16 protein-coding genes and 1 pseudogene are annotated in these 13,553 nt (G+C 62.7%); 1 reads left to right on the top strand and 16 read right to left on the bottom strand.

Annotated features, from left to right (window positions below):
* Positions 1 to 57: 57 nt before the first annotated feature.
* The 15 genes from ACEN9F_RS10825 to ACEN9F_RS10895 all read right to left on the bottom strand — a co-directional run bounded on the left by ACEN9F_RS10825 (position 58) and on the right by ACEN9F_RS10895 (position 10,742).
* Positions 58 to 588, bottom strand: a complete 531-nt coding sequence (locus ACEN9F_RS10825) for a gamma carbonic anhydrase family protein (RefSeq protein WP_413420027.1) — start codon at positions 586 to 588, stop codon at positions 58 to 60.
* Positions 589 to 592: 4 nt separating this feature from the next.
* On the bottom strand, positions 593 to 985 hold the full coding sequence (locus tag ACEN9F_RS10830) for a hypothetical protein (RefSeq protein WP_413420028.1): 393 nt from the start codon (positions 983 to 985) through the stop codon (positions 593 to 595).
* 9 nt (positions 986 to 994) lie between these two features.
* A complete protein-coding gene (locus ACEN9F_RS10835; RefSeq protein ID WP_413420029.1) occupies positions 995 to 1,627 on the bottom strand; it encodes a glutathione S-transferase N-terminal domain-containing protein in 633 nt (210 codons plus the stop codon).
* Positions 1,628 to 1,642: 15 nt separating this feature from the next.
* The gene (locus ACEN9F_RS10840; protein WP_413420030.1) at positions 1,643 to 2,335 is read right to left on the bottom strand and encodes an aspartate/glutamate racemase family protein; all 693 of its coding nucleotides are present in this window, start codon (positions 2,333 to 2,335) and stop codon (positions 1,643 to 1,645) included.
* Positions 2,336 to 2,354: 19 nt separating this feature from the next.
* The gene (locus tag ACEN9F_RS10845; protein WP_413420031.1) at positions 2,355 to 2,741 is read right to left on the bottom strand and encodes a VOC family protein; all 387 of its coding nucleotides are present in this window, start codon (positions 2,739 to 2,741) and stop codon (positions 2,355 to 2,357) included.
* 27 nt (positions 2,742 to 2,768) lie between these two features.
* Positions 2,769 to 3,209 carry a DUF4124 domain-containing protein gene (locus ACEN9F_RS10850; protein WP_413420032.1) on the bottom strand — a complete coding sequence of 147 codons (441 nt, stop codon included), beginning with the start codon at positions 3,207 to 3,209 and terminating at the stop codon, positions 2,769 to 2,771.
* 72 nt (positions 3,210 to 3,281) lie between these two features.
* The gene (locus ACEN9F_RS10855; protein ID WP_413420033.1) at positions 3,282 to 4,199 is read right to left on the bottom strand and encodes a L,D-transpeptidase family protein; all 918 of its coding nucleotides are present in this window, start codon (positions 4,197 to 4,199) and stop codon (positions 3,282 to 3,284) included.
* Between the two features lie 60 nt (positions 4,200 to 4,259).
* A complete protein-coding gene (locus ACEN9F_RS10860) occupies positions 4,260 to 4,781 on the bottom strand; it encodes a hypothetical protein (protein WP_413420034.1) in 522 nt (173 codons plus the stop codon).
* Positions 4,771 to 5,169, bottom strand: a complete 399-nt coding sequence (locus ACEN9F_RS10865) for a VOC family protein (protein WP_413420035.1) — start codon at positions 5,167 to 5,169, stop codon at positions 4,771 to 4,773. The genes ACEN9F_RS10860 and ACEN9F_RS10865 overlap by 11 nt, the downstream gene beginning before the upstream one ends.
* Position 5,170: 1 nt before the next feature.
* Entirely contained in the window at positions 5,171 to 5,566 is a 396-nt protein-coding gene (locus ACEN9F_RS10870) for a VOC family protein (protein ID WP_413420036.1), read from the bottom strand.
* 65 nt (positions 5,567 to 5,631) lie between these two features.
* Positions 5,632 to 6,426 (bottom strand): hypothetical protein, encoded by a 795-nt coding sequence (locus ACEN9F_RS10875; protein ID WP_413420037.1) that lies wholly within the window; start codon positions 6,424 to 6,426, stop codon positions 5,632 to 5,634.
* Between the two features lie 5 nt (positions 6,427 to 6,431).
* Complete coding sequence (gene ftsB, locus ACEN9F_RS10880) at positions 6,432 to 6,755, bottom strand: cell division protein FtsB (protein WP_413420038.1); 324 nt, start codon at positions 6,753 to 6,755, stop codon at positions 6,432 to 6,434.
* Positions 6,756 to 6,798: 43 nt separating this feature from the next.
* Positions 6,799 to 8,082 (bottom strand): phosphopyruvate hydratase, encoded by a 1,284-nt coding sequence (gene eno / locus ACEN9F_RS10885; protein WP_413420039.1) that lies wholly within the window; start codon positions 8,080 to 8,082, stop codon positions 6,799 to 6,801.
* A gap of 120 nt (positions 8,083 to 8,202) precedes the next feature.
* Positions 8,203 to 9,057, bottom strand: a complete 855-nt coding sequence (gene kdsA / locus ACEN9F_RS10890; protein ID WP_413420040.1) for a 3-deoxy-8-phosphooctulonate synthase — start codon at positions 9,055 to 9,057, stop codon at positions 8,203 to 8,205.
* Positions 9,054 to 10,742, bottom strand: a complete 1,689-nt coding sequence (locus ACEN9F_RS10895; RefSeq protein ID WP_413420041.1) for a CTP synthase — start codon at positions 10,740 to 10,742, stop codon at positions 9,054 to 9,056. The genes kdsA and ACEN9F_RS10895 overlap by 4 nt, the downstream gene beginning before the upstream one ends.
* Positions 10,743 to 10,955: 213 nt before the next feature.
* Between ACEN9F_RS10895 and ACEN9F_RS10900 the strand changes: the two genes are divergently transcribed.
* Positions 10,956 to 11,390: a PRC-barrel domain-containing protein gene (locus ACEN9F_RS10900; protein WP_413420042.1), complete on the top strand. Its 435-nt coding sequence runs from the start codon at positions 10,956 to 10,958 to the stop codon at positions 11,388 to 11,390.
* Here the strand turns inward: ACEN9F_RS10900 and ACEN9F_RS10905 are convergent.
* Positions 11,387 to 13,438 (bottom strand): annotated as a pseudogene (locus ACEN9F_RS10905) (error-prone DNA polymerase); the annotation flags it as partial. The gene ACEN9F_RS10900 and the pseudogene ACEN9F_RS10905 sit on opposite strands and share 4 nt — an antisense overlap.
* Positions 13,439 to 13,553 lie beyond the last annotated feature (115 nt).

The following is a 13,553-nucleotide window of genomic DNA, read 5'->3' on the forward strand; positions in this document are numbered from 1 at the left end:
AACAATAATGATTCTCATTTACAAGAAGTAAATGAGGAATGCGTTCGAGAACGCCCTCTAGCCCGCCAGATAGTTGTTTTTGACGCGAACGTAGTGCTCGGCCGAATACTTCAGGTAGGCGATTTCCTCGGCGCTGAGCGCCCTCACCCGCACCGCCGGGCGGCCGACATACAGATAGCCGCTCTTCAGCACCTTGCGCGGCGAGACCAGGCTGCCGGCGCCGACCATCACCTGGTCCTGCACGACGACATCGTCCATGATGATGCAGCCCATGCCGATCAGGCATTCGTTGCCGATGGTGCAGCCATGCAGCAGCGCCGAGTGGCCGATGGTGACATAATCGCCGATGATCAGCGGCGAGCCGTCCGGCTTGGCCGCGTTCTTGTGCGACACGTGGCCCATGGCGAAATCCTGCACATTGCTGCAGTCGCCGATGACGATGCGGTTGACGTCGCCGCGCAGCACGGTGTTGCACCACACCGAGGAATCGCGGCCGATGGTGACGTCGCCGATCACTTGCGCCGACGGATGCAGGTACAGCCCTTCGCCGACGACGGGGGTGGTGTTGAGGTAGGAAGACAGGGGCATGCAATTAATCTTTCACAGTGCAGGCAAAGCGCACGAGTACCATCCCGAGCGTAAACCAAAATGATTTCCACAAATAATAGCGCGGCGTGATATTGCCGTGCCAGTGGGAGCGCCAGTCGGCGATCCACCATGAGATCAAGGCGGTCACCACCGGCGCCAGCACCAGGTTGGCCATGCGCAGGGCCGGCAAGGTGATCAGCGCGTGCGGCGCCACGAACAGCGACAGCCAGCCCAGGAAGGCGGCGAACAGGAACCAGCAAATACAAGGCAGCACGATGCTCTCGCCCTCTCGCGAACGCGCGCGGCCCTGCGTCGGCCAGTCGAACAGGCCGTTGCCCAGGACGTTGAGCAGTATCTCGAAAAAGACCTCGATGATCAGAACCAGCAGTTGTTCCATCCCGGCCGCTTAGCCGAGGTAGGTGCCATCGCCGTGCGGCGCGGCTTTGAACTCGGGCAGCGCTTCGGCCTGGCGCGAGTATTCCGCCAGCGCGGGGTAGTTGGCGGCGGTCACCACCTCCGGCAGCATCTGCTGGATGAAGTACCAGGTGACGGCGATCATCACGCCGGCCGGGGGCATGGCAGCGCTGCTGGCGTCGAGGGGATTCAGTTTCTGTTCGGATTCCAGCGCATCGAGCGCAGCCAGCGTTTGCGAGGTCACGCGCGCCACCCACGGCTGGTGCTGCTTTTCCGCCGGCCGCACCATGCGTTCATAGACGATCTGCACCGCCTTGTCGCAGGCCGCCAGCGCCAGGCCCAGCAGATATTGCGAGCGCAGCAGTTCAGCCGGCATGACCGGCGTGCGGCGTGCGGCCGGCATGGCCACGGCTTCCGCATATTGCAGGATCAGTGTCGAGTCCATCAGCACCGTGCCGTCTTCGGCCAGCAAGGTCGGCGCCTTGACCACCGGATTGATTTGCCGGAACTGCTCGAAGGTGCTGAACACCGACAGCGACTGGTGCTCGAAGCGCAGCCCCAGCATCTGCAGCGACACCGCCACCCGGCGGACATAAGGGGAATCCAGCATGCCGATCAGTTTCATGTTTTTCTCCGTTGGTCAGGCGAGCGCCCATTCGGCGGCCTTGCGCGCATGGATGCCGGTGGTATCGAACAGCGGCACGGGCGTATCCTGCTGCGCCACCAGCAGCGAGATCTCGGTGCAGCCGAGGATGATGGCTTGCGCGCCCTGCGCGACCAGCTCCGCAATGATGCGGCGGTATTCGTCGCGCGAGGCGTCGACGATGCTGCCCAGGCACAGCTCTTCGTAGATGATGCGGTGGACGATGTCGCGGCCGGCCTGGTCCGGCACCACCACGTCCAGGCCGTGGCGTTCGCGCAGGCGCTCCTTGTAGAACGCCTGTTCCATCGTGAAGCGCGTGCCGAGCAGGCCGATCTTCGTATAGCCGGCGCGCTTGATTTCCTCGGCGGTCGGGTCGGCGATGTGGAACAGCGGAATGCTCACCGCCGCCTCGATGGCCGGCGCCACCTTGTGCATGGTGTTGGTACACAGCACCAGGAAATCGGCGCCGGCCGCCTGCAGCGAACGCGCCGCGTTGGCCAGCATCACGCCTGCGGCATCCCAGTCGCCGGCGTGCTGCAGGCGCTCGACCTCATGAAAGTCCACGCTGTACAGCACCACCTTGGCCGAATGCAGGCCGCCCAGATGCTGCTTGACCGTTTCATTGACCTGACGGTAGTAAGGCACCGTCGATTCCCAACTCATGCCGCCGATCAGTCCGATTGTCTTCAAGTGAGGTCTTTCATAGTCATTAAGGGCGTCGCGCATAGCTGACGGTCAGCATTTCCCATTGATGGCCATCCGGCTCGTTCCAGTAGACGATGTTGCCGCCGTGCGCCATATCGACCGCGTGATCGACCGGACCATGCACCGCGCTGCGGTAAGCAATGCCGGCCGCCCGGATGCGCGACAGGATGGCGTCGAACTCCGCCGTATCCACGCGGAAGCAGTAGTGTATCAGGGGGATGGGTTCCGGCCACTGGTCGAAGTCGATGGTCAGGCCGTCGTTGACAAACACCGGCGCGAACGGCCCGATGCCGCTGCTGGACCACGGCACGCCCAGCAGCTCCGCCAACAGTTTCGCCGCCGCGATCTTGTCGCGCGACGGCACCATCAGATGATCCAGTTGTATCGCCATGGCCGCCTCCCTGAAGTCAGGTAGATTTTAGCGGCAAAAGCTCCGGATGTCGTTTTCCGCAGTCTGCCGGCCGTGAGCGTCGATGGGCAGGCCGTTGGTCAGCGTCAGCTTGCCGTTGATGATATCGCGCGCCATGTCGCAGCGCGATGCATCGGTGTCGACCTTGCCGCCACGGTAGGAAGCCTGCTTCGGCACGGGCGCCGGCTCCGCTATGCGCGGACGATAGCCGGGGTTCGTCAGCTTGAGCTGCTGGAGACGGCGGAACTCGGCATCGCGCTGTTGCCAGGTCGGGCCGGCTGGCGCCGGCGTCGCCGGGCCGTTCACTTTCAGTTCGGCGACCGAGGCGTTCTCGGCCTCGTATTTGTTATCGGAATAGTGAACCACGCCTTTCGCGTCTACCCATTTGTAGACTTCGGCTTGGCACAGCAACGGCAGTGTGAAGAGGATCGCGGCAAGTAATTTCGGCATGGATTTTTCTCAAGGAAAATCGACGAGCCGATTCTACAAAATATTTCTTGCTAGGAAACTATTGAAATGTCACTAAGCTTGCAATAAAACCGTCGCGCCGCGCACGATCGAGCGCGCCACCGTCATCACGTCCCAGTTGGTCAGGCGGATGCAGCCGTGCGATTGGGTCTTGCCGATCTTGCCCGGCTCTGGCGTGCCGTGGATGCCGTAGTGTTCGATGCTCAGCTCTATCCATGCGAGGCCGACCGGGTTGTTCGGACCGGCCGCGATGCGGGCCTTGCCCTCGCCCGCCCTGGCGTCCCAGAACAGCTTGGGGTTGTAGCGGTATTCTGGATTGGTGGCGACGCCGCGCACCTGCCAGCGTCCTTCCGGCAGCGGATCGTGCTTGCTGCCGGTACTGGCGGGGAACTGCGCGAACGGCATGCCGCCGGTGTCGAGCAGCGTCAGCGTGCCCTCTTTCGCATCGACCAGGATCGATGCGGCTTTCGGCAACGGCTTGCTGCTGGCCACGGCCGGCACCAGCAGTTGCTCGCCGGCGCGCTTCAGCGACTTGCCGGGATTCAGGCGGCGCAACAGCTCCGGACTGCAATGGAATTTCTCGCCCAGCGCTTCGGCCAGGCTGGCGTAAGCGAGCGACGGCAGCTGGGCCTTGGCGGCCATCGTCGCCGGCACCGGCGCGTAGGGGCCGGCGGCGTCCTGCTCGGTGACGGTGTAGACATCCAGCACCGGCGCCTGGTCGCGCAGCAGCACGGCCCAGGTGGCGGCATCGACCAGGCCGGTGACCGGCAACTGGTTCAGCTTCTGGAAGCCGCGTACCGCCTGCCGCAGATTGCCACCGTAGGAGGCGTCGATTTCGCCGGAAGAAAAGTGCGCGCGGTCGAGCAGCACCTGCGCCCGCAAGACATCATCGCCCTTCGAATTCGGGCCGATAACAGGTGCCGCCTGGACGCTGGCCGCAGCCAGCGTTATTGCAAATAAAAGAACTCTCAAGCCAGACTCAAATAACAACCAGGGAGCTTATTCTAGCCTATGCCTGCCCGTTGAGACGCTTCATGAAGCAGGCTTTTCATCAGTGATGCCAATGGTATCGATCAGCTTGAACACGGACTCCAGATCCTCCTTGACCGGCTGCACAACCGAGACGTGAACATCGGCCCACTTGCCATTCTTTACAAATAAGTAGTTCAGATTAAATGCGCGAACCTTTTTGTCTCCGGAGGAGACCTCCATCAAGTAGGTAACCTGGATACCATTGGCTGTCTCGCTGGCCCGGATAGAGCCGTTGATGATATGCGGTATGCCCTGCATCTTTGCTCCGAAGCACTTGTACAGGTTCTCGTTGCTGTCGCCGCCTGGACACAGCGGCTTGCTGACATGCAGGGATAAATTCAGCTTGCCGGCATTGCCGGTATAGACGTGGCCTTCGCGTGCGGCCGGCACTTCGCTCATGGAAGGCGCATCCAGTTTCAGCGTCCAGCCTTCGCCCGGGACCGGGATCCGTAATTCGTCGGCCAGCGCACTCTGCGCGCAACACAAGAGCGCAAGGGCGAGCGCAATCCGCTTAGCAGTCATTGCACCCCCGTCCCGGATTGTTGTTGATGACCGCCTCGATGCGGTGGCCGTCGGGATCGACCACGAAGGCGGCATAGTAGTGGTCGCCATAGTCGGGGCGCAGGCCGGGCCCGCCATTGTCGCTGCCGCCGACACGCAACGCGGCGGCGTGGAAGGCATCGACCGCCGCGCGCGTTGAAGCGGAAAATGCCATGTGGAAGCCGTCGCCCGGCGGCGTGGCGTCGGGCCGCAGCTTCAGGCACAGCAGGTCCTTGTCATCCTCGACGCCGTAGCCGATCACCTCGTCGTCCTCGAACACGCGACGGAAACCCAGCGCGCCGAGCGCTGCGTCATAGAATGCGCCGGACAGCGCCAGATCGCGGACGCCGAAAGAAATGTGATGCAACATATCAGGAACCTATTTGTTGGGCGACTTCCCAGCTGTGGCCGGCGGGGTCGGTAAAGTTAGCGGTGCGCATGCCCCATCGGCGGTCTACCGGACCTTGCAGCAGTTGCACGCCGCGCTGCTGCAGGCGCGTGCAGACCGCATCCACGTCCGGCACCCAGATGCTGAGCTGGAAGCGCGAACCGGCATCGCGTGCCGCCACCGCGCCGGGCGCGATGATCTCGGGGGCATTCTCGACGTGCAGCAGATTGATGATCAGGTTGTCGAACTGGATCGCGACGGAACTGGCGTCTTCATAGACCACCGGTGCGCTGAAGACGTCCAGGTAAAAAGCTTTCGCCGCCGGCAGGTCCTCAACGAACAGGCTGATGGCGCTGATATGTTTGAGCTGGGATGACATGAGCACGCGACTCCTTGGATACACGGGATTGCCATTTTAACAAAACGAGTGCAAAAAGGGGAAACTCAGTCCTGCTTGCGGTACTTTTGCATGACGTAGCCGAGGCGGCCACGGTGGGTATCCAGCCAGGTCCACAGCGCTTCGACCTGCTCGCGGTGGGCACGGTAGAAACTGTCGTTGAACGCCAGCCACAGGCGGGTCTGGACCATCGGCTGCGGCAGCTGCACCACCGTACCCTGGTACTTGGCCAGCGAGGCCTTGAGGTGGGCCGGCGTCACCGCCGCCACCACCACGCCGTCGATGCGGCCCAGCTTGAGTTTTTCGATGTTGCGGTCCAGGTCGCGCCCACCTTCGTCGATGGTCAGGCCGGCCTCGCGCAGCCGCGCGACATAGCTGTTGCCTTGCGGGACGCCAAGCACCTTGCCCTTGAAATACTGCATGGGATTGGTGCTGGCCGGCAGCTTGTCGCTGGCGCGCACCAGCACCACCAGCGTGTTGTGCAAGGCGCGGTTGAGTTCAATATTGCCGGCCTTGTCGCGCGGCAGCGCGATCTCCGCCGGGTAAAACGCCAGTTCGCCGATCGGCGACATGTCGATGTCGCCCGCCGCCAGCGCCACCTTCAGGCGCGCGACCGGCAGCCGCACCCAGGTCGGCTCGCAGCCGAAGCCGGCGCCCAGCACGGCGTCATGGATCAAATCGACGCTGGCGCCCGGCGGATCCGGCACTTTCTCGCCGTCGCCCATCCAGTACGGCGGCCGGTGCTGGTCCATATAGCCGACGCGCACGTGTACGCAGTCCGCGCTGTGCGCCAGCGGAACCGCCACGGCCAACATCAGCAATATGCCAGCGCGAATGTTCATCGGGATCAGGGTTGCGGTGCGGGTTTGGGCGCCAGCGGCACGGGCGTGGCAGCCTGGCCCTTGCCGACGATTTGAATAAAGATTTCGTTTTGCTTGAGCATGCTCAGCTCGTAGCGGGCACGCTCCTCGACCGCGCCGGTGCCGTCCTTGAGGTCGCGCACTTCGGAGTCGAGCTTGGCGTTGCGGGCCAGCAGTTCGGCGTTCTTCTTGTGGGCCACGTCGACCTGGGCCTCGAAGTCCTTCACGCGCAGCCATCCGCCCTTCCCCAGCCATAGCGGGTACTGTATCAGCAGCAGCAGTGCTGCCAGTGCGAGGGTAATCAGACGCATGGAGTGAAAAGCGGCCGGATCTGATCCGGCCGCGCTTGCTTAATTACTTCAGATTATAGAACGCATCGCGGCCTGGGTAGGAAGCGATATCGCCCAGGTCTTCTTCGATACGCAGCAGCTGGTTGTATTTCGCCATGCGGTCCGAACGCGACATCGAGCCGGTCTTGATCTGCAGGGCGTTCAGGCCAACGGCGATATCGGCGATGGTCGAGTCTTCGGTTTCGCCCGAACGGTGCGAGATCACGGCGGTGTAGCCGGCGCGCTTGGCCATTTCGATGGCGGCGAAGGTCTCGGTCAGGGTACCGATCTGGTTGATCTTGATCAGGATCGAGTTGGCGATGCCTTTCTGGATGCCTTCTTTCAGGATCTTGGTGTTGGTGACGTACAGGTCGTCGCCCACCAGTTGGATCTTCTTGCCCAGTTCCTTGGTCAGGATCGCCCAGCCGTCCCAGTCGCCTTCGTGCATCGCGTCTTCGATCGAGATGATCGGGTACTTGTCGCACCAGGTCGCCAGCAGGTTGGTGAATTCGGTCGCGGTCAGCGACAGGCCTTCGCCTTCCAGTTCGTACTTGCCGTTCTTGTAGAACTCGGACGCCGCGCAGTCCAGGCCGATGGCGATCTGGGTGCCCGGCTCGTAGCCGGCTTCTTCGATGGCCTGGATGATCAGCTTGATCGCTTCTTCGTGGTTGGCCAGCGATGGCGCGAAACCGCCCTCGTCGCCCACGGCCGTGCTCAGGCCCTTCTTGTGCAGGATCTTTTTCAGCGTGTGGAACACTTCGGCGCCGTAGCGGACCGCTTCCTTGAACGAAGGCGCGCCGACCGGGATGATCATGAATTCCTGGATGTCCAGGTTGTTGTCGGCGTGTGCGCCGCCGTTGATGACGTTCATCATCGGCACTGGCAGTTGCATCGCGCCCGAACCGCCGAAGTAGCGGTACAGCGGCAGGCCGGCTTCTTCAGCGGCGGCCTTGGCGACCGCCATCGACACGGCCAGCATGGCGTTGGCGCCCAGGCGGGCTTTGTTTTCGGTGCCGTCCAGGTCGATCAGAGTGCGGTCCAGGAAAGCTTGCTCATTGGCGTCCAGGCCCATGATGGCTTCCGAGATCTCGGTGTTGATGTTTTCGCAGGCTTGCAGCACGCCCTTGCCGAAGTAGCGCTTCGGATCGCCGTCGCGCAGTTCGATGGCTTCGCGCGAACCGGTCGAGGCGCCCGACGGTACAGCGGCGCGGCCCATGACGCCGGATTCCAGCAGCACGTCGCATTCAACGGTAGGATTGCCGCGCGAGTCGATGATTTCACGGCCGATAATGTCAACAATAGCACTCATGTCATTCTCCAAAGTTAGGCGATACGAAGTCGCTACGCGTCTTTACGCGCGTTGCGGATCAAGGATAACGGGGGTGGCCCGGCGTGAAGGTAACAGAAACTGGCGCCGGGCTTGTTGCTTTTAGTTGAAGCTGTTCTCCAGGAAGCCAGCTTTTTTGGTGATGCGGTCCAGCTCGATCAGAGTCGACAGCAATTCCTTCATGCGGCCCAGCGGTACGGCGTTTGGACCGTCCGACAAGGCTTCCGCCGGGTTCGGATGGGTTTCCATGAACACGCCCGCCACGCCGACGGCCACTGCCGCGCGCGCCAGCACCGGCACCATTTCGCGCATGCCGCCGGACGACGTGCCGTTACCGCCTGGCAATTGTACCGAGTGGGTGGCGTCGAACACGACCGGGCAGTTGGATTCGCGCATGATCGCCAGCGAGCGCATGTCGGACACCAGGTTGTTGTAGCCGAAGGAGGCGCCGCGTTCGCAGGCCATGAAGTTGTCTTCGTTCAAGCCCTTGGCCTTGGCGGCCAGGCGGGCTTTGTCGATGACGTTCTTCATGTCGCCGGGCGCGAGGAACTGGCCCTTCTTGATGTTGACCGGCAGGCCGGACTCCGCGCAGGCGACGATGAAGTCGGTCTGGCGGCACAGGAAGGCAGGCGTTTGCAGCACGTCGACGACGGCCGAGACTTCGGCGATTTCGTCGATCGAGTGCACGTCGGTCAGCACCGGCACGCCCAGTTCGCGTTTGACGTCGCCCAGGATCTCCAGGCCCTTGTCGCGGCCGGGACCGCGGTACGAGGTACCGGAGGAACGATTGGCCTTGTCGAACGAGGACTTGTAGATGAACGGGATGCCCAGCGCGGCCGTCATTTCCTTCAGCGCGCCGGCGGTGTCGAACGCCATCTGGCGCGATTCGATCACGCAGGTGCCGGCGATCAGGAAGAACGGCTGGTCGAGGCCAACGTCAAATCCGCACAATTTCATGCTGCGTCTCCTTGGAGTTCATCGGCGACAGCGTGCGGGCGGTTGCCGCCGGCGGCCTTGTGGGCCAGTGCTGCCTTGATGTAGGACGTGAACAGCGGGTGGCCGTCACGCGGGGTGGATTTAAATTCCGGGTGGTATTGCACGCCCATGTACCACGGGTGGGCGTTGTCGCCGGTACGCGGCAATTCCATGATTTCGCACAGGTCTTCGGTCGGGGTACGGGCCGCGACCACCAGGCCGGCGGCTTCGACGCGCGGCAGGTAGTGGTTGTTGGCTTCGTAGCGGTGACGGTGACGCTCGGTCACGACCGCGCCGTAGATTTCCGATGCCAGCGTACCCGGCTTGATGGCGCAGGTTTGCGCGCCCAGGCGCATGGTGCCGCCCAGGTCGGAATTCTCGTCGCGTTTCTCGACCTTGCCGTCCTGGCCTTGCCATTCGTCGATCAGGGCCACCACCGGCTGGGCGGTTTCCAGGTCGAACTCGGTCGAGTTCGCCGTGCTCAGGCCGGCCTTGTGGCGCGCGTATTCGATCAGCGCGACCTGCATGCCCAGGCAGATGCCCAGGTAAGGGATCTTGTTTTCACGGGCGAACTGCGCCGCCATGATCTTGCCCTCGACGCCGCGCTTGCCGAAGCCGCCCGGCACCAGGATGGCGTCGTACTTGGCCAGCGAGGCGCAACCGGTGGTTTCGATCTCTTCCGAGTCGATGTACTCGATGTTGACCTTGGATTCGTTGTGGATGCCGGCGTGGCGCAGCGCTTCGGTCAGCGACTTGTACGACTCGGTCAATTCCACATACTTGCCGACCATGCCGATCGACACTTCGGTCTTCGGATGTTCCAGCGTGTAGATCAGGCGGCTCCAGACCGACAGGTCGGCCGGCGCCGGATTCAGGTCCAGCGCTTCGCAGATGATCGCGTCCAGGCCCTGGTCGTGCAGCATTTGCGGCACTTTGTAGATGGTGTCGACGTCCCACACGGAAATGACGGCCTGCTCTTCGATATTCGAGAACAGCGAGATCTTGGCGCGTTCGTCTTCCGGGATGGCGCGGTCGGCGCGGCACAGCAGCGCGTTCGGCGAGATGCCGATTTCACGCAGTTTTTGCACCGAGTGCTGGGTAGGCTTGGTCTTCAGTTCGCCGGCGGAGGCGATGAACGGCACCAGGGTCAGGTGGACGAAGGCGGTGTTCTTGCGGCCTGCGCGCAGGCTCAGCTGGCGCGCGGCTTCCAGGAACGGCAGCGACTCGATATCGCCCACGGTACCGCCGATTTCGCACAGGGCCACGTCGTAGCCTTCGGCGCCGCGACGGATGTAGTCCTGGATTTCATTGGTGATGTGCGGGATCACCTGCACGGTCTTGCCCAGGTACTCGCCGCGGCGTTCCTTGCGGATCACCGATTCATAGATCTGGCCGGTGGTGAAGTTGTTCACCTTTTTCATGCGGGTGGAAATGAAGCGCTCGTAGTGGCCGAGGTCGAGGTCGGTTTCAGCCCCGTCGTCGGTGACGAACACTTCACCGTGTTGCATAGGGCTCATCGTGCCAGGATCGACGTTGATGTACGGGTCGAGCTTGAGCATGGTGACTTTGAGGCCGCGCGATTCGAGGATCGCGGCGAGGGAGGCGGCGGCAATCCCTTTACCAAGGGAAGACACGACGCCACCGGTGACGAAGACAAATTTGGTCATTGCAGATAGTGCCGAACGGCACGTGCGGGAAATTGAAATTATACCCTAAAACGTCCGATTCTTCACCTTCCACCCCGGAAAAATCCGCAAACGCCGGGCAAAGCCCTGCTCAAAAAGGAAAGTTTGGCAAGCCGACCAGACTGTGTATCAGCGTACAGACCGCCGTTATCATTGAGAACAAAATGACAACTCATTATAAAGAGGAGGTCTATTATGAGCTACGAAGAACGCGATGCCTACGGCATGTATGTGGACAACGGCCACAAGGGACCGGGGCCGGAACTGATGGGCGCCGACACCCTGATCGGCGACCACGTGCACAACCTCAAGAACGAGCATCTGGGCGAGATCAAGGAAATCATGCTCGACATGCGCACCGGCAAGATCGCCTACGCGGTGATGTCGTCCGGCGGCGTGCTGACCATCGGCGAGAAGCTGTTCGCCGTGCCTTGGGAGGCGCTGACGCTGGATACCGTGAACAAGCGCTTCACGCTGAACCTGGACAAGGACCGCATCGAAAACGCGCCAGGCTCCGATACCGACCATTGGCCGAACATGGCCAACCAGACCTGGGCTTCCCAGATCCATAACTACTATGGCACCAGCGGCGCCACCGCCAACGCCAACCTGTCGTCAACGCTGGATTAACAGAAATCGCGGCTGATGGTCGGCAGCCGCCCCAGCAAATGGGACATGTCGACCAGCCGCTTGGCGACGAGATGGCGCACCGTGCCTTCTTGTTGCCACACGCCATATACCCCCAGTAGCGGCGCACTCAGCACCTCGCGCCGCTGCTGCTCCACCAGGGACGGCCAGATGATGACGTTGACATTGCCCGTCTCATCCTCGATCGTGATGAACAATACCCCCTTGGCCGTCCCCGGCCGCTGCCGCACCGTGACCATGCCGCAGGCGCGCGCCAGCATGCCATTGGTGTAGGTGTTGAGCGTGGCCGCCGGCAGGAAGCGGTGCTCCAGCAGCCTGGCGCGCAGCAGCGCCAGCGGATGACGGCCCAGGGTCAAGCCGTGCGAGCGGTAATCGCCCAGTATCTCTTCCCCTTCGGTTGGCGGTCTCAGCACCGGCACCTCCTCGTCCGGCGTGGTCGGGCGCAGCAGATCCTTGTCCGGCGTGGCGCCGACCGCCTGCCACAGCGCTTGCCGCCGGTTGCCCGCCAGTTGCTGCAGCGCGTTGCCGGCGGCTAGCACTTGCAAGTCATGACGGTCCAGGTCGGCCCGGCGCGCCATGTCGGCGACGCTGGCGAATGGCTGCGCGGCGCGCTCGATCTCGATGCGCTTGGCTGCGGTGTCGCGCATACCTTTCAGCAGCGACAGGCCAAGCCGCACCGCCGGCTGGCCGCGCTTGCCGGCCGGCTCTTCCAGCGAGGTATCCCAGCCGCTGATGGTGACCTCGATCTCGCGCACCACCACGCCGTGACGCCTGGCGTCCTGCACCAGTTGCGATGGACTGTAGAAGCCCATCGGCTGGCTGTTGAGCAAGGCGCACAGGAAGGCCGCCGGTTCGTGACACTTGAGCCAGGAGCTGGCATAGGTCAGCAGCGCGAAGCTGGCGGCATGCGATTCGGGGAAGCCGTACTCACCGAAACCTTTGATCTGCTCGCAAATGGCCGCCGCGAATTTCTCCTCATAGCCACGCTCCTTCATGCCCTCCATAATGCGCTGCTGGTACTTGTCCACGCCGCCCTTGCGCTTCCACGCGGCCATAGCGCGCCGCAACTGATCGGCCTCGCCCTCGGTAAATCCAGCCGCGATCTGAGCGATCTGCATCACCTGTTCCTGGAAGATCGGCACCCCCAAAGTGCGTTCCAGAGCCGCCTCCAGCCCCGGCGGACAATGATTCGCCTCGCGCTTCATGCGTCGCTGCAGATAGGGATGCACCATGCCGCCCTGTATCGGCCCAGGCCGCACAATCGCCACCTCGATCACCAGATCGTAGAACTCCCTGGGCCGCAAGCGCGGCAGCATGCTCATCTGCGCGCGCGACTCGATCTGGAACACGCCGATGGTATCCGCCTCGCAAATCATGTCGTAGGTAGCGGGATCCTCCGCAGGAATATCCTGCAGGCTGAATGGCTGGCCGCGCCGCTCACCCACGACATCCAGCGCGCGCCGCAGCGCCGACAGCATGCCCAGCGCCAGCACGTCCACCTTCATCAGCCCCAGCTCTTCCAGGTCGTCCTTGTCCCACTGGATCACGCAACGCCCTGCCATCGTGGCCGCCTCGATCGGCACCAGCCGCGACAACTTTTCATGCGAGATCACGAAACCACCCGGATGCTGCGACAAGTGGCGCGGGAAGCCCAGCAACGCCATCGCCAGCGCGGCCCATTGCTGCGCCAGCTGCGATTCCTGGTCCAGCCCGCACTCCGCCAGCCGGGCCAGCAAGTCGTTGCGGCTGTCGAACCAGTGGTGCGACTTGGCGACCTTCTCGACGATGGCCAGGTCCACACCCAGCGCCTTGCCGCTGTCGCGCAGCGCGCTCTTGGGGCGATAGCTGATGACCACCGCCGCCAGCGCCGCGCGGTCCGCACCATATTTCTGATAGATATACTGGATCACCTCCTCGCGCCGCTGGTGCTCGAAGTCGACGTCGATGTCCGGCGGCTCCTTGCGCTCGCGCGAAATGAAGCGCCCCGTCAGCATGTTGCTGCGCTCGGGATCGACCTCCGTCACGCCGAGGCTTATCTCCCGTCGCTAACCACCCATACTTCCCAGTAAATTCGACGCGAATTTGGACTATTCGACATGTTTGAGGTGATTTGGCGATCAACCTTTTGTTAAGCCCCCCCGGTCA

This window comes from Duganella sp. CT11-25, assembly GCF_047302815.1.
In the GTDB taxonomy this organism is placed as follows: Bacteria; Pseudomonadota; Gammaproteobacteria; order Burkholderiales; family Burkholderiaceae_D; genus Rugamonas.